The sequence below is a fragment of the Streptomyces bauhiniae genome, from assembly GCF_004784475.1.
GTDB lineage: Bacteria > Actinomycetota > Actinomycetes > Streptomycetales > Streptomycetaceae > Streptomyces > Streptomyces seoulensis.
Map to the genome: position 1 here is coordinate 675,067 of NZ_SRRT01000003.1, position 15,698 is coordinate 690,764.

Genomic DNA, 15,698 nt, shown 5'->3' on the forward strand with positions numbered 1-15,698 from the left:
GGTGCCGGGGCCCGTCGGCGATCGGTGGTGAGGGTCGGGGACCGACGACGGGCTCCGGGGCTCAGCGGTGGTCGCTGCCCGTCGACTGGGTGGCCGCGCGGCCGGCTTCCAGGCGGGCTACCGGGATGCGGAACGGGGAGCAGGAGACGTAGTCGAGGCCGACCTCGTGGAAGAAGTGGACGGACTCCGGGTCGCCGCCGTGCTCGCCGCAGACGCCGAGCTTGAGGTCGGGACGGGTCGAACGACCGGCCGTGGCCGCCGACTTGACCAGCGAGCCCACCCCGTCCTTGTCGATCGTCTCGAACGGGCTGACACCGAAGATGCCCTTCTCCAGGTACGCCGTGAAGAACGATGCCTCCACGTCGTCCCGGCTGAAGCCCCACACCGTCTGCGTCAGGTCGTTCGTGCCGAAGGAGAAGAACTCCGCCGCCTCGGCGATCTGGCCGGCGGTCAGCGCGGCGCGCGGCAGCTCGATCATGGTGCCGATGGCCAGCTTCAGCTTCGTACCCGTAGCCGCCTCGACCTCCGCGATGACCTGGTCGGCCTCCTCGCGGACGATCTCCAGCTCCTGGACCGTACCGACCAGCGGGATCATGATCTCGGCGCGCGGGTCGCCCTTGGCGGTCTTGCGCTCGGCGGCCGCCTCCGCGATGGCGCGGACCTGCATGGTGAACAGGCCCGGGATCACCAGGCCGAGACGCACACCGCGCAGACCCAGCATCGGGTTCTGCTCGTGCAGCCGGTGCACGGCCTGGAGCAGGCGGAGTTCGTTCTCGTGCGGCTCCTGCCGGGACTCGGCGAGGGCCACGCGGACCGACAGCTCGGTGATGTCGGGGAGGAACTCGTGCAGCGGCGGGTCGAGGAGACGTACCGTCACCGGCAGCCCGTCCATCGCCTCGAACAGCTCCACGAAGTCCTGCTTCTGCAACGGGAGTAGCTGCTTCAGCGACTCCTCGCGCTCCGTCTCCGTGTCGGCCAGGATCAGCCGCTCCACCAGCTCACGCCGGTCCCCGAGGAACATGTGCTCGGTACGGCAGAGCCCGATGCCCTGCGCCCCGAACCGCCGGGCCCGCAGCGCGTCCTCGGCGTTGTCGGCGTTGGCCCGTACCCGCAGCCGGCGCTTGCGGTCGGCGAAGGCCATCATGCGGTGCACGGCCTCGACCAGCTCGTCGGCGTCGTCGGCGCCCGGGTGCATCCGGCCCTCGAAGTACTCCACCACGGGCGAGGGCACGACCGGCACCTCACCGAGGTACACCTTGCCGGAGGAGCCGTCGATGGAGATGACGTCGCCCTCCTCCACCACATGCCCGCCCGGCACGATCATCCGGCGCCGCTTGGTGTCGACCTCCAGCTCCTCCGCGCCGCAGACGCAGGTCTTGCCCATGCCGCGCGCGACCACGGCCGCGTGGGAGGTCTTGCCGCCGCGCGAGGTGAGGATGCCCTCGGCGGCGATCATGCCGTCCAGGTCGTCGGGATTGGTCTCCCGTCGTACCAGGATGACCTTCTCGCCCGAACGGGACCACTTGACCGCGGTGTACGAGTCGAAGACCGCCTTGCCGACCGCCGCGCCCGGCGAGGCCGCGATGCCCCGCCCGACCTGCTCGGCCCGCGCGTCCTCGTCGAAGCGGGGGAACATGAGCTGCGCCAACTGCGCGCCGTTGACCCGCTGGAGCGCCTCGGTCTCGTCGATCAGGCCCTGGTCCACGAGCTGGGTGGCGATACGGAACGCCGCGCCCGCGGTGCGCTTGCCGACGCGGGTCTGGAGCATCCACAGCTTGCCGCGCTCGATGGTGAACTCGATGTCGCAGAGATCCTTGTAGTGGTTCTCCAGGGTCTCCATGATCTGCATGAGCTGGTCGTACGACGCCTTGTCGATGTTCTCCAGCTCCGCGAGCGGCACGGTGTTGCGGATGCCCGCGACCACGTCCTCGCCCTGGGCGTTCTGGAGGTAGTCGCCGTAGACACCCTGGTGCCCGGAGGCGGGGTCCCGGGTGAAGGCGACGCCGGTACCAGAATCAGGGCCGAGATTGCCGAAGACCATGGAACAGACGTTGACCGCGGTGCCCAGGTCGCCGGGGATGCGCTCCTGGCGGCGGTAGAGCTTGGCGCGGTCGGTGTTCCAGGAGTCGAAGACCGCGTGGATCGCGAGGTCCATCTGCTCGCGCGGGTCCTGCGGGAAGTCCCGGCCGGCCTCGGTCTTGACGGTCTTCTTGAAGGCGGTGACCAGCTTCTTCAGGTCGGCCGCGTCCAGCTCGGTGTCGACCTGGACGCCCTTGGCCTCCTTGGCCTTCTCCAGCGCGTCCTCGAACAGCTCGCCGTCGACGCCGAGGACGGTCTTGCCGAACATCTGGATGAGGCGCCGGTAGGAGTCCCACGCGAAGCGCTCGTCGCCGGCCTGCTTGGCCAGGCCCTTCACCGACTTGTCGGAGAGGCCGATGTTCAGGACGGTGTCCATCATGCCGGGCATGGAGAACTTGGCGCCCGAGCGGACCGAGACCAGTAGCGGGTCGTCGGCCTGGCCGAGCTTCTTGCCCATCCGCTGCTCCAGCGCGTCGAGGTGCGCACTCACCTCGTCACGCAGTGCCGGGGGCTCCTGGCCGCTGTCGAGGTAGACCTTGCACGCCTCGGTGGTGATGGTGAAGCCGGGAGGGACCGGCAGCCCGAGGTTGGTCATCTCGGCGAGGTTGGCGCCCTTGCCACCGAGCAGGTCCTTGAGGTCCTTGTTGCCCTCGGTGAAGTCGTAGACGAACTTCGCTACGTGAGGCTCTTTGTTTTCCGACACGGGTCTCGACTCCTTGAGGCCACGGTGGCTGCCCTGACGGCGAGGAACATACCCAGATCGAAGGCGCCTTGGTACGTCCAGTCGTGCGTCATAAGCCTGTAACCAGCCGTCTGCCACAGGATCTAAAGCAAAGGCATGGCAAGGCCAGGGCCACGCGAGTGTTCACTTCTTGAACGGATGAGCGGACACTGACGCCGCATCCTGCTCATATGAGCGGTGATCGACACGATTGATTTCGATCATTGAACGCCGACGGGGTGGCACCGAGTGCCACCCTTTGGAGAAGTGCAGCCGCTCAAGATCCGCTCATCTGAGCGCGACCCTTATCAAGGGTGGCGAGAATCACGCTGCCACACGGCACCGGATTTCACCATGCGGACGCCGTTCCGGGCCGGAAACCGGGGCGTCACACACCGAGCGCGGTGAGCCGTTCCTCCACCCGCTCCGGGGCGTACAGGTGCTCCACGACCAGCGCGCCCGCGCCGATCAGCCCCGCCCGCTCCCCCAGCCGCGCGGTGAGGACGTCGAGGTGGGCGGTGGAGCGGGGCAGCGCCCGCTGGTAGAGCAGTTCACGCACCCCGGTCAGGAACGGTGTCCCGGCGAGATCGCCCGCGATCATGAGTACACCGGGGTTGAGGAGGGTGACGACCGTCGCCAGTACGTCCCCCACCTGGCGCCCGGCCTCCCGTGCCAGGGCCGCCGCCTCCGGGTGCCCGGCGGCCAGCAGGTCCCGTACGTCCGAGCCGGACGCGGCCGGCACGCCCGCATCCGTCAGCCGACGGGCCACCGCGCCGCCGCTGGCGACGGCCGCGAGACAGCCGTACGAGCCGCAGCGGCACAGCGCCTCGGTGCCGACCCGGATGTGCCCGAGGTCGCCCGCGCCGCCGTCCACACCCCGGTACAGCGCGCCGTCCACCACTACTCCGGCGCCGATACCGGTACTGACCTTGACCAGTACAAACGCGCGGCAGTCCTGGTATCCGGTGCGCTGCTCCCCGTATGCCATCAGGTTGGCGTCGTTGTCCACGAATACCGGGGCGATACCAGGATCAGTACCAGTACCAGTACCAGTACTGGTACCGGCACCGGTACGGGTGTGCTCGCTGAAGGCGCGGGAGAGGCGGCCCCGTATGTCGTAGCCGTCCCAGCCGGACATCATCGGCGGCTGGACCACCCGCCCGGTCTCGCTGTCCACCGGGCCCGGCACGCCGAGGCCGATCCCGCAGACCGCCTCCGGAACGTGGCCGGTCTCGGTGAGCAGCTCGGCGAACCAGCGGCCCAGCCCGTCCAGGACCACCTCGGGGCCGTCCTCCACCACCAGGGCGCCGGCGCGTTCGGCGAGGATCTCGCCGGTCAGGGTGAGCAGGGCCGCGCGGGCGTGCCGGGTGTCGAGGTCGGCGGCGAGGACCACGGCGTGCGAGCCGTCGAACTCCAAGGTGATGGCCGGGCGTCCGCCGAGCGGGGAGTCCACCGGGCCGCCCGCGCCCTCGCGCAGCCAGCCCGCCCGGAACAGCCGGTCCAGGCGCTGGCCGACCGTGGCGCGGGAGAGGCCGGTCATCTGCTGGAGGGCGCCGCGTGTGACGGCCCGTCCGCTGCGCACCAGGTCGAGCAGGTCACCGGCGCTCGTCTGAGCGCTGCCCCTGGCCGTCCTGCCGGGCTTTCCGGTCATGCCACCCCCTTGTGTTCCTCAAGTTTGCATTACATATTGAGTTTTGCGTGTTAAATAGGCGTAACCCTGCGATAGACACAACCGAACCAGGTCGGCCGGACGTCTTCGGGGAGCCCCGAGTGGATCGCACTGCCCAGCTCACGGCCCGTGTCACCGGGCGCGGGATCGCATACGATTCGTCCTCCACCGCGCCCCCGGGCGCATCACTGCACGTCAGGGCCGCCCGCGTGCTGGCGGCCAACTGGACGGGTACCTCTACGGTCCCCTCCCGGTACCTGTATCCGCACCAGTGGTCCTGGGACTCGGCGTTCATCGCCATCGGGTTACGGCACCTGTCGCCGCTGCGGGCGCAGACGGAGCTGGAGACGCTGCTCGCGGCGCAGTGGGAGGACGGGCGGGTGCCGCACATCGTCTTCTCCCCCTCCGTGCCGCTCGACGCCTACTTCCCCAGCCCCGACTTCTGGCGCTCCTCCACCGCCGGGCGGGCCGCGGGCGCCCCGCGCACCGTACAGACGTCCGGCATCGTGCAACCACCCGTGCACGCGCTGGCCGCGTGGCTGGTGCACCGGGCCGACCCCGGCCTGTCGTGGGCGCGCGGTTTCCTGGCGCGGGTGTATCCCCGGCTGGCCGCCTGGCACCGGTATCTGCTGCGCCGCCGGGACCTGGGCGGGGGCGGGCTGGTGTCGGTGGTGCACCCGTGGGAGCAGGGTATGGACAACAGCCCCTGTTGGGACGGGCCGTTGGCCCGCGTCACCCCGGCCCCGGCCCACTCCTTCCGCCGCGCCGACCTCGCCCACGGGGCCCCCGAGGACCGGCCGACCGACCTGGACTACGGGCGGTACGTGTGCCTCGCGGCCGACTACCGGGACGGCGGATACGCGGACAGCGACGAGGAGTTCGCGGTGGCAGACGGCCAGTACGGGCGCCATGTGCGGGAGTTCGCCGTGGAGGACCCGTCCTTCAACGCCCTGCTGATCGCCTCCGAGCACGCACTCGCCCGTATCGCCGCCGAGTTGGGCACCCCCGGTACCGCCCGGCACGCCCGCGCCGAGCGGCTGACGGCGGCTCTGGTGGAGCGGCTGTGGGATGACGCGTCCGGGATGTTCCTGTGCCGGGACCTGCGCGGCGGCCTGATCCGCGAGCGGAGCGTGTCGGGCCTCGTCCCGCTGCTGCTGCCCGGCCTCCCCCGCGAGGTGGCCGGCGCGCTGCTGCGCACCCTGCGCGGACCGCATTTCGCGGCGCGCACCGGGCTCGTACCCAGCTACGACCTGCGGGGACCGGCGTTCGAGCCGAACCGGTACTGGCGCGGACCGGCGTGGTTCAACACCGCCTGGCTGGTGGAGCGCGGGCTGCGCGCGCACGGCGAGAAGGCGGCGGCCGACGCCCTGCGCACCGGCTTCCTGCGCGCGGCCGGGGACTCCGGGTTCGCGGAGTACGTCGACCCGGACACCGGCGAGGCGTGCGGGGCGCCGGGGTTCGGCTGGACCGCCGCGCTGACGCTGGACCTGCTGCACGACATGGACGGGGCTATGGAGACAGGGGAAGAGGGAGGGGACCGGGGATGACTCAACTGCTCGTAAGAGGAGCCACGTTCGCCGCCGTGGGCGACCGGGGCGACATCAGCGGGGTGCGCGGGGGCGGCCAGGTGGAGGGGCTTTTCGTCCGCGACGCACGGCACTTGAGCCGCTGGCAGCTCACCGTGGACGGCGCGGTACCGGAGGTGCTGAAGCCGGTCGGGGAGGGCGACACGGCACGGTGCGTACTGGTGCCGCGCGGCGGACGCCAGGAGCCGCCCGCGTACACGCTGTGGCGTGAACAGGCCGTGGGCGACAGCTCGTTCGTGGAGTCGGTGCGCATCACCGGCAATCGCCCTACGGCCACCACGGTACGGATCGCGCTCACTGTCGACGCCGACTTCACCGACCAGTTCGAACTGCGCTCCGACCACCGCACGTACGTCAAGGCGGGTGCCGTGCGCAGTCGCCAAGTGCTGGACGACGGGATTGAGTTCGGTTACCGGCGCGGTGAGTGGCGGTCCTGTACGACCATCACCGCCGACCCGGCTCCGGAGGCGGTGGAGGAGACCGGTACCGGTGCCCGGCGGCTGGTGTGGACGCTCGAACTCGCCCCGCACGGCGAGGCGGAGCTGCTGCTGCGGGTGGTGGCCCGCCCGCACGGCGACCGGCATGCGGTGCGCGTACCTCGTTCCCCGACCGCCGTGAGCGGTGAACTCCGTGCGGCAGAAGAGGAGTTCATGGAGGGCGTCGCTTTCCCCACCGCCTGGCCGGAGTTGGCGGCCGCCTGTGTGCGCGGGCTGTCCGATCTGGCCGCGCTCCAGGTGCCGGCGCGGGGTCCGGACGGGGAGGGGCTGCGGGTGCCGGCCGGGGGCGCGCCCTGGTTCCTCACGCTGCTCGGCCGGGACGCCCTGCTGACCTCGCTGTTCGCCCTGCCGTACCGCCCGCGGTTGGCCGCCGCCACGCTTCCCGCCCTGGCCGCCACTCAGGCCACGGCCGAGAGTTCCTCCCCCGTCACCCAGCCCGGCAAGATCGTGCACGAGGTCCGGCACGGCGAGCTGGCCCACTTCGGGCAGGTGCCGTACGGGCGTTACTACGGCTCGGTCGACGCCACCCCGCTCTTCCTGGTCCTGCTCGGCGCCTACACCGAGCGCACCGGAGACGCGGCCCTGGCCCGGCGGCTGGAGCCGCACGCCCGCGCGGCGGTCGGCTGGATGCTGGACCACGGCGGGCTGACCGCGCGCGGCTACCTCGTGTACCGCGCCGACGAGGGCGGCCTCGCCAACCAGAACTGGAAGGACTCCCCCGGCGCCATCTGCCGCGCCGACGGCACCCGGCCGAGCGGCGCGGTGATGGCGGCGGGCGCGCAGGGGTACGCGTACGACGCACTGCGCCGTGCGGCGTGGCTGGCGCGGACGGTGTGGGACGACGGGACGTACGCGGCGCTGCTGGAGCAGGCGGCGGCCGACCTGCGCGACCGCTTCCAGCGGGACTTCTGGCTGCCCGAACAGGGGTTCCCCGCCCTGGCGTTGGACGGCGACGGCCACCGCATAGACGCACTCGCCTCGGACGCCGGGCATCTGCTGTGGTCGGGGCTGCTGGACAAGGAGTACGGGGAGGCCGTCGGACGCCGGCTGCTGGAGCCGGACTTCTTCTCCGGCTGGGGCGTCCGTACGCTCGCCGCCGGCCAGGCCGCCTACCACCCGCTCTCCTACCACCGGGGCTCGGTCTGGCCGCACGACAACGCGCTCATCACCCTCGGCCTCGCCCGCTACGGGCTGCACGACGAGGCCCGCGCGGTGGCCCGTGGTCTGGTGGACGCGGCGGCCTCCGCCGGGCACCGGCTTCCCGAAGTGCTGGCGGGTTACGGGCGTGATACCCACCCGGAGCCGGTACCGTACCCGCACGCGTGTGTGCGGGAGTCCCGTTCGGCTGCCGCGCCGCTCGCCCTGCTCACCGCGGTCGGGGGCGCCTGAGACCGGCCTTGACCGGGCGTTTGCCCGGTATTTGCCGTAGGCCGTGAACACCGGCCCGCGGCGGACCGTACGGAAGGACGGCGGGCCAGGCGGACCGGCCTCCAACGGCCCTGCCCAGCCTCCCCGGCGCGGCCCGCCGCCTCCGTCGTCACCGGCCTCGCGCGGAAGGACCTCCGGGTTGCCTCAGCACAAGAACACGCATACGTCACCCGACGCGCCGGGGGGTGGACCCGACGGCGGGGCGGTGGGTACCGAGACTCCGGGGGCGAAGGGTCATGGGACGGACTCGGAGGGCGGGGTGGGTACTGGTAGTGGTACCAGTACCGCCGATGCCAGTGTCGGTACTAGTACTGGGAGCACCGACGCCACTGCCGATGCCAGTACCAGTACTGGGCGCGCCGATACCAGGACCGTAACCCCATCGGCCCCTGACAGGGGCGCCGGAGAGAAGGCCGGCCCTGAGGACACCCCCGCCAAGCCCTCCCGCTTCGCCCGCCTGACCCGCTGGCAGGCGGAACACCCCCAGGCTGCCCGCGTCCTCTCCCGGACCATCACCGTCCTCGCCGCGATCCTGGTCGTCTGCAGCCTGGTGATGCCCGCGACCATCGTCGACCTCGGCCCCGCCAAGTTCTTCCGGCTGCCCGGGGAGGCGATCGTCGGCGCGGCCATCCTGCTGGCGCTGCCCAGGAAGCCAAGGGTCGTGCTCGCCGCGGCCAGCGGTGTCGCGCTCGCCGCGCTGACGGTGCTGAACTGGCTCGACATGGGCTTCAAGCAGTACCTCGGCCGGACCTTCAACCTGGTGCTGGACTGGAGCCTGTTGGGCGACGCCCAGTCGTACCTGGAGGACTCGCTCGGCCGGACGGCCACCCTCGCCGCGACCGCCGGGGTGATCGTCCTCGTACTGCTGTTGTTCGCCGCGTCGGCCTACGCCGTCGTACGCCTGAGCAACGTCCTCGCCCGGCACTCGGCCACCGCGACCCGGGGGACCCTGATCGCGGGCGTCGTCTGGATCACCTGCTCCTCCTTCGGTGTGCAGCTCGCGGGTGTGCCGCTCGCCGCCGACAGCGCCGCCGTCACCCTGCAGAGCCAGACCGAGCGGGTGTCGGACACGCTGAAGGACGAGGCCGAGTTCCAGAAGGTCGCCAAGGTGGACGCGTTCGGCGCGACCCCGCCCGACCAGCTCGTGCCGGACCTGCGCGGCAAGGACATGATCTTCACGTTCATCGAGAGCTACGGCCGCAGCGCGATCGAGGATCCGATCATGGCGCCCGGCGTGGACAAGACCCTCGCCGTCCGCACCGAGGCGCTGAAGAAGGCGGGTTACCACGCCAAGAGCGGCTGGCTGACCTCCGCGACGTACGGCGGCAGCAGTTGGCTCGGCCACTCCACCAGCCTGTCCGGCCTGTGGGTGAGCAACCAGCAGCGCTACCGCACGGTGATGGCGAGCGACCACCTCAGCCTGACCAAGGTGTTCAAGAAGTCCGGCGCCTGGAACACGGTCGGCGTGATGCCGGGCGTGCAGAAGGCGTGGCCCGAACAGAGCTTCTTCGGGCTGGACAAGGTCTACAACGCCTTCGAACTCGGCTACAAGGGACCGAAGTTCAGTTGGTCCACGATGCCGGACCAGTACACCCTGGAGCAGTTCCAGCAGCGGGTGCACGGCAAGAAGCACGACAAGCCGATGATGTCGGAGGTCATCCTGACCTCCAGCCACCAGCCCTGGGGCCCGATCCCGAAGATGGTCGGCTGGGACGAGCTGGGCGACGGCTCGGTCTTCAAGGGCATCGAGGCGGCGGGCAACAAGCCGGCCGACGTGATCGCGGACACCACCAAGTCCCGCCAGGAGTACGGCAAGTCGATCCAGTACTCGGTCACCGCGCTCACCGAGTGGCTGGAGCGCTACGGCACCAAGGACACTGTGCTGGTCTTCCTCGGCGACCACCAGCCCATCGCCCGCGTCAGCGGCAACCACGCCAGCAGGGACGTACCGGTCTCGATCGTCGCCAAGGACCCGAAGGTGCTGGACAAGATCGGTGACTGGGGCTGGTCGGACGGCCTGCGGCCCGCGCACGACGCGCCGGTGTGGAAGATGAACCTCTTCCGCGACCGCTTCCTGACCGCGTACGGCTCGACTCCGCACCCGAAGAAGGGCTGACCCCTAGGGGTCTCAAAAGCACAGGGCCGGTCCCTTAGGGGCCGGCCCTGGTGCCTGTTCAGCCGCCGGAGGTGTCCAGCTCGGCGTCCTCGCTGACGCCCGCGCAGTCGTACGGGTCCTTCAGCCAGCCGTCCGGCAGGACCACCCGGTTGTTGCCGGAGGTGCGCCCGCGCGGGCCGTCGGCGCCGATGGGCCACGCCTGGTCGAGGTCCAGCTCGTCCAGGCCGGCGCGCAGCTCCTCCAGCGAGGAGGTGATGGCGAGCCGCTTGCGCATCTCGGAGCCGACCGCGAAGCCCTTGAGGTACCAGGCGACGTGCTTGCGGAAGTCGATGACACCGCGCGCCTCGTCGCCGAGCCACTCGCCCAGCAGCGTGGCGTGCCGGACCATCACGTCGGCGACCTGGCGCAGCACCGGCCGCTGGAAGTCGTCGCGGCCCTCGAAGGCGGCGACCAGGTCGGCGAAGAGCCAGGGCCGGCCGAGGCAGCCGCGGCCGACGACCACGCCGTCGCAGCCGGTCTCGCGGACCATGCGCAGCGCGTCGTCGGCGGACCAGATGTCGCCGTTGCCGAGCACCGGGATCTCCGGGACGTGCTCCTTCAGCCGGGCGATGGCGCTCCAGTCGGCGGTGCCGCCGTAGTGCTGGGCGGCGGTGCGGCCGTGCAGGGCGATGGCGGTGACGCCCTCCTCGACGGCGATGCGGCCGGCGTCGAGGTAGGTGATGTGGTCGTCGTCGATGCCCTTGCGCATCTTCATGGTGACCGGCAGGTCGCCCGCGCCGGAGACGGCCTCGCGCAGGATGGCCCGCAGCAGATTCCGCTTGTACGGCAGCGCGGAGCCGCCTCCCTTACGGGTCACCTTGGGGACCGGGCAGCCGAAGTTCAGGTCGATGTGGTCGGCCAGGCCCTCTTCCGCGATCATGCGGACGGCCTTGCCGACGGTCGCCGGGTCGACGCCGTACAACTGGATCGAGCGCGGCTTCTCGGTCTCGTCGAATCGGATGAGCTGCATGGTCTTCTCGTTGCGCTCGACCAGCGCCCGGGTGGTGATCATCTCGCTGACGAACAGCCCCTTGCCCCCGCTGAACTCCCGGCACAGGGTGCGGAAGGGGGCGTTGGTGATCCCGGCCATGGGTGCGAGCACGACGGGCGGCACCACGGCGTGCGGGCCGATGGACAGCGGCTGGGTCATCAGGGGGCTCCGGGACGGATGTACGGCAAGGGCGTCGTCCATTGTCCCTCACCTCACCGGTGCCCCTCCCCCTACGGGACAGATCTTGTACGGGTACGGGTACGGGTAAGGATCATGTAGGGGTCATTAGTTAGCCGCACTATCGAAGCGCGTACGATGGGACGCATGCCCGAGCTGAGTCACCGGCGGCGGATGCTGGTGCTCTCGATCTGCTGCATGAGCCTGCTGATCGTGAGCCTGGACAACACCGCCCTGAACGTCGCGCTGCCCTCGATGCAGCGCGAGCTGCACGCCACCACCTCCGGTCTCCAGTGGGCGATCGACGCCTACACGCTGGTGCTGGCCTCGCTGCTGATGCTGGCCGGGTCCACGGCGGACCGGATCGGCCGCAAACGGGTCTTCATGGCAGGACTGGTGATCTTCACCGCCGGTTCCCTGCTGTGCTCGCTCGCGCCGAACCTGGAACTCCTCGTGGTGTTCCGCATGGTCCAGGCGGTCGGCGGCTCGATGCTCAACCCGGTCGCCATGTCGATCATCACCAACACCTTCACCGACCCGCGCGAACGGGCGCGGGCGATCGGCGTCTGGGGCGCGGTGGTCGGCATCTCCATGGCCGCCGGTCCGCTGGCGGGCGGGCTGCTGGTGGAGTCGGTCGGCTGGCGCTCGATCTTCTGGGTCAACCTGCCGGTCGGCCTCGCCGCGCTGCTGCTCACCCTGCGCTTCGTCCCCGAGTCCCGCGCGCCCCGGCCGCGCCGCCCGGACCCGGTCGGCCAGGTGCTGGTGATCGCCCTCTTCGGCTCGCTGACCTACGCGATCATCGAGGCGCCGGACGCGAGCCTCGCCCAGGTGCTCCCCTTCGCCGCCGTGGCCGTCGCCGCCCTGCTGGCCCTCCTGATCTACGAGCCCCGGCGCGCCGAACCCCTCATCGACCTGCGCTTCTTCCATTCGGCGCCGTTCAGCGGGGCGACCGGGATAGCGGTGAGCGCCTTTGCCGCGCTGGGCGGGTTCCTCTTCCTGTCCACGCTGTACCTGCAGAACGTACGCGGTCTCGACGCCCTGCACGCCGGCCTGTGGATGCTGCCCATGGCGGTGCCGACCCTGCTGTGCGCCCCGCTGTCCGGACGGCTGGTCGGCAGCCGGGGGCCGCGACTGCCCCTGCTGATCGCGGGCGCGGCGATGACCGTGAGCGGTCTGCTCTTCGCCCTCTTCGAGGCCGAGACCTCCAACGTCACCCTCTTCCTCGGCTACGTCCTCTTCGGCATCGGCTTCGGCTTCGTCAACGCCCCCATCACCAACACCGCCGTCTCCGGCATGCCCCGCGCCCAGGCGGGCGTCGCGGCGGCGGTCGCCTCCACCAGCCGCCAGCTCGGCCAGACCCTCGGCGTCGCCGTCATCGGCGCGGTCCTGGCCGCGGGCATCGGCTCCTCTCCCTATCGCGACACCTTCGTCTCCGCCGCCCGCCCCGGCTGGTGGATTCTCGCCGCCTGCGGCGCCGCCGTCCTGATCCTCGGCCTCCTGACCAGCGGCCGCTGGGCCCACCGGACAGCGGAGCGGACGGCCGAGCGGCTGGAGACGGCGGAGGTCCGGCAGCCCGTGGGTACGTCCGGCTGATCGCCCCGACTCAGCCCTCCAGCGCCATCGCGTGCAGCTTCTCCAGGCGTTCTCGGGACTCCTCGTTCTTGGGCGGGTAGATCACCATGCGGGGGCCCTGGTCCGGGGAGAGCCAGAGGTCGGTGTGTTCCAGGGTGAGGTGGCCCACGTGGCGGTTGAGGAACTCCTTGGTCTTGGAGCGGCTGCCGACCACCTCGTAGCGCTCCCAGTGTTCGCGGAACTCGGGGTATGCCTGGAGGCGTTTGAGGAGCATCTTCCAGGCGGGTTCGCCGAGGTGACCGGCGAGCGAGGCGCGCAGGCGGGCCGCCATCAGCCGCAGGGCCTCGTCGAGGTGGACGATGGAGGAACGCCACTCGGGATTCGAGTAGGCGAGGAGGACGCAGTTGCGGTCCTCGGGCGGGATCGCGTCCATGTCGCACAGCAGCCGGGCGTAGGTGCGGTTGTAGGCCAGGATGTCGTACCGGCTGTTCTGCACCGCCGCCGGGAACGGCTCCATCTGGCGCAGGGTCGCGCGCAGCGCCGGGGTGATGCTGGGGCAGATCGCGGCGGGCGTCGGGTCGGCGGCCCCGGCCAGTTGGAAGAGGTGGGCGCGCTCGCTGGGGTCCAGCATCAGGGTGCGCGCGAGGGCGTCGAGGACCTGTACGGACACCTGGATGTTGCGGGCCTGTTCGAGCCAGGTGTACCAGGTCACGCCCACCGCGGAGAGCTGCGCGACCTCCTCCCGGCGCAGACCCGGCGTACGCCGCCGGGCCCCGCGCGGCATCCCCACCTGCTCGGGGGTGATCCGCTCACGGCGGCTGCGCAGGAACGCGGCCAGCTCGTGGCGCCGGATCTCCGCGCCCTTCACCTCGGGGGCGGCGCTTTCCTGGGCCAAGGTCGTCATGGTTCCAGGGTGCCTCCGCCCGGACACCGTTGCCAGGTACTCCTGCCACCAGGATGAGCGCCCGCCACTACCAGGCTCCGGGCGGGCCAAGGGCCGTCCCAGGGCATTGGCGGGTACTTCCGGTACCAGGATCGGCACACTCTGGTACCCGTCTGAGGGCGGGCGCACGCTCGGTGGCATGACCGAGACCACCCTCTCCACCGCGCCGTCCGTACGCGCTCCGGCGGCGGCGCCCTCCCTGAGCGGGGCGGGCCTGGTGACCGTCCTGCTGGCCGCCTCGCTCCCCCTGGTCGACTTCTTCATCGTCAACGTCGCCCTCCCCGCCATCGGCAGCGACCTCTCCGCGAGCGAGGCGCTGCTGGAGCTGGTCGTGGCCGGATACGGCGTCACGTACGCCGTCCTGCTCGTGCTCGGCGGACGCCTCGGTGACCTGTTCGGTCGGCGCCGGCTGTTCATCGGCGGCATGGCCGCCTTCGGGCTGACCTCGCTGGCGTGCGGGCTCGCCCCGGACGCGTGGACCCTGGTCGCGGCGCGGGCCGCGCAGGGCGCGTCGGCCGCGCTGATGCTGCCGCAGGTGCTCGCCACCATCCAGTCCACGACCACCGGTGGCCGCCGTGCCCACGCGATGAGCCTGTACGGGGCGACGGCCGGCCTGTCCATGGTGGTCGGCCAGATACTCGGCGGTGTCCTGGTCGCTGCGGACATCGCCGGCACCGGCTGGCGCTCCATCTTCCTGGTGAACGTGCCCGTGGTCGTGCTCGGCCTGATCCTCGCCGTCCGCCACGTCCCCGACACCCGCGCCCGGCACCCCGAGCCGGTCGACGTCCCCGGCACCGTGCTGCTGGCCGTGGCCCTGCTGGCGCTGCTCGCCCCGCTGACCGAGGGCCGCGCGACGGGCTGGCCGCTGTGGACGTGGGTCTCGCTCGCCGTGTTCCCGGTGGCGGGATGGGCGTTCTGGAGGGTGGAACGGCGCCTGGACCGGCTGGGCCGCACCCCGCTGCTGCCGCCGAGTCTGTTCGCCACCCCGTCGCTGCGACGGGGGCTGCTGATCGTGGTGCCGTTCTGCCTGGGATTCAGTGGGTTCATGTTCGTCATCGCGCTGGGCCTCCAACAGGGCGCGGGTCTGGGTCCGGTACGTGCGGGTCTGGCGCTGGCGCCGATGGCGGTCTCCTTCCTCCTCGTCTCGCTGGCCGGACCCCGGCTGATCGCCCGCTTCGGTACGCGGGTGGTGGGCGCCGGGGCGGTGCTCCAGGGGGTGGGCGTACTGCTGATCGTGCTGGCGGTGTGGCGGGACTGGCCCGGCCTGGGGCTCGCCGGCCTGCTGCCCGGCGCCGCCGTCGCCGGAGCGGGCCAGGCGCTCCAGCTCCCCAATGTGCTGCGGATCGTGCTCTCCGAGGTCCCGGCCGCCCGTGCCGGGGTGGGCAGCGGGGTACTGACGACGACCCAGCAGGCGTCGTTCGCCCTGGGCGTGGCCACCTTGGGCGCCCTCTTCCTCACCCTGGTCCCGCACCTCGGGATGCGGGACGCCCTGCTGATCGCCCTGGCCACCCAGCTCACGGCGATCCTCGCCACCGGTCTGCTGAGCCTCCGGCTGCCCCGCGAGGTGGGTTGAGCCGGGACCCTGTGATAGTTCCCACCCGGACTTCCGCCCCTCGCCCCGCCCCGCGTGCCGCACACTCCGGGCATGACCGACAACAGAATCGGCACCAGCGTGCGCCGATGGGACCGGCACGGCCGGGAACACGTCGTACGGGTGGAGCGGGCCGGACTCCAGCGGACCTTCGGCTGCGGCACCTGCGGCTGGAGCCGGGGCACCCGGCACCTGCCCTGGACACCGACGGACGAGCAACCGGCGACGGAGCACCTGGCCGAGGCCCATCAGGCGACCCTGGACCCCGCCCGGCGATGAATTCACGGCG

General features: G+C 71.3%; 10 protein-coding genes. 6 read left to right on the forward strand and 4 right to left on the reverse strand.

Annotation, left to right across the window (positions count from 1 at the left end; all coding sequences use genetic code 11):
* Positions 1-61 precede the first annotated feature (61 nt).
* Together ppdK and E5083_RS13185 are read right to left on the reverse strand one after the other, a co-directional pair.
* Positions 62-2,782, reverse strand: a complete 2,721-nt coding sequence (ppdK, locus tag E5083_RS13180; protein WP_135785828.1) for a pyruvate, phosphate dikinase — start codon at positions 2,780-2,782, stop codon at positions 62-64.
* Positions 2,783-3,188: 406 nt separating this feature from the next.
* Complete coding sequence (locus E5083_RS13185) at positions 3,189-4,451, reverse strand: ROK family transcriptional regulator (RefSeq protein ID WP_135785829.1); 1,263 nt, start codon at positions 4,449-4,451, stop codon at positions 3,189-3,191.
* A 119-nt stretch (positions 4,452-4,570) separates the two neighbouring features.
* On the opposite strand from E5083_RS13185, the gene E5083_RS13190 reads away from it, so the two are divergent.
* The 3 genes from E5083_RS13190 (at position 4,571) to E5083_RS13200 (ending at position 10,096) form a co-directional block, all read left to right on the forward strand.
* A complete protein-coding gene (locus E5083_RS13190) occupies positions 4,571-6,016 on the forward strand; it encodes an MGH1-like glycoside hydrolase domain-containing protein (RefSeq protein WP_135785830.1) in 1,446 nt (481 codons plus the stop codon).
* Positions 6,013-7,941, forward strand: coding sequence for an amylo-alpha-1,6-glucosidase (locus tag E5083_RS13195; protein WP_135785831.1), 1,929 nt, complete (start codon positions 6,013-6,015; stop codon positions 7,939-7,941). The genes E5083_RS13190 and E5083_RS13195 overlap by 4 nt, the downstream gene beginning before the upstream one ends.
* A gap of 592 nt (positions 7,942-8,533) precedes the next feature.
* Positions 8,534-10,096, forward strand: coding sequence for a sulfatase-like hydrolase/transferase (locus tag E5083_RS13200; protein ID WP_135785832.1), 1,563 nt, complete (start codon positions 8,534-8,536; stop codon positions 10,094-10,096).
* Between the two features lie 58 nt (positions 10,097-10,154).
* On the opposite strand, the gene dusB is transcribed toward E5083_RS13200, so the two are convergent.
* Entirely contained in the window at positions 10,155-11,285 is a 1,131-nt protein-coding gene (gene dusB, locus E5083_RS13205) for a tRNA dihydrouridine synthase DusB (RefSeq protein WP_135785833.1), read from the reverse strand.
* Between the two features lie 165 nt (positions 11,286-11,450).
* On the opposite strand from dusB, the gene E5083_RS13210 reads away from it, so the two are divergent.
* Complete coding sequence (locus E5083_RS13210; RefSeq protein WP_135785834.1) at positions 11,451-12,896, forward strand: MFS transporter; 1,446 nt, start codon at positions 11,451-11,453, stop codon at positions 12,894-12,896.
* Between the two features lie 10 nt (positions 12,897-12,906).
* Here E5083_RS13210 and E5083_RS13215 read toward each other — a convergent pair whose 3' ends face one another.
* Positions 12,907-13,779: a helix-turn-helix transcriptional regulator gene (locus tag E5083_RS13215; protein ID WP_135785835.1), complete on the reverse strand. Its 873-nt coding sequence runs from the start codon at positions 13,777-13,779 to the stop codon at positions 12,907-12,909.
* Between the two features lie 178 nt (positions 13,780-13,957).
* On the opposite strand from E5083_RS13215, the gene E5083_RS13220 reads away from it, so the two are divergent.
* Together E5083_RS13220 and E5083_RS13225 are read left to right on the forward strand one after the other, a co-directional pair.
* Positions 13,958-15,391 carry an MFS transporter gene (locus E5083_RS13220; RefSeq protein WP_135785836.1) on the forward strand — a complete coding sequence of 478 codons (1,434 nt, stop codon included), beginning with the start codon at positions 13,958-13,960 and terminating at the stop codon, positions 15,389-15,391.
* Between the two features lie 72 nt (positions 15,392-15,463).
* Positions 15,464-15,688, forward strand: coding sequence for a hypothetical protein (locus E5083_RS13225; protein WP_135785837.1), 225 nt, complete (start codon positions 15,464-15,466; stop codon positions 15,686-15,688).
* Positions 15,689-15,698 lie beyond the last annotated feature (10 nt).

Coding starts and splice junctions, on each gene's coding strand:
- E5083_RS13185 (WP_135785829.1), bottom strand. CDS start 4,451: ATGACCGGAAAGCCCGGCAGGACGGCCAGGGGCAGCGCTCAGACGAGC.
- E5083_RS13210 (WP_135785834.1), top strand. CDS start 11,451: ATGCCCGAGCTGAGTCACCGGCGGCGGATGCTGGTGCTCTCGATCTGC.
- E5083_RS13215 (WP_135785835.1), bottom strand. CDS start 13,779: ATGACGACCTTGGCCCAGGAAAGCGCCGCCCCCGAGGTGAAGGGCGCG.
- E5083_RS13195 (WP_135785831.1), top strand. CDS start 6,013: ATGACTCAACTGCTCGTAAGAGGAGCCACGTTCGCCGCCGTGGGCGAC.
- E5083_RS13200 (WP_135785832.1), top strand. CDS start 8,534: ATGCCCGCGACCATCGTCGACCTCGGCCCCGCCAAGTTCTTCCGGCTG.
- E5083_RS13225 (WP_135785837.1), top strand. CDS start 15,464: ATGACCGACAACAGAATCGGCACCAGCGTGCGCCGATGGGACCGGCAC.
- dusB (WP_135785833.1), bottom strand. CDS start 11,285: ATGACCCAGCCGCTGTCCATCGGCCCGCACGCCGTGGTGCCGCCCGTC.
- E5083_RS13220 (WP_135785836.1), top strand. CDS start 13,958: ATGACCGAGACCACCCTCTCCACCGCGCCGTCCGTACGCGCTCCGGCG.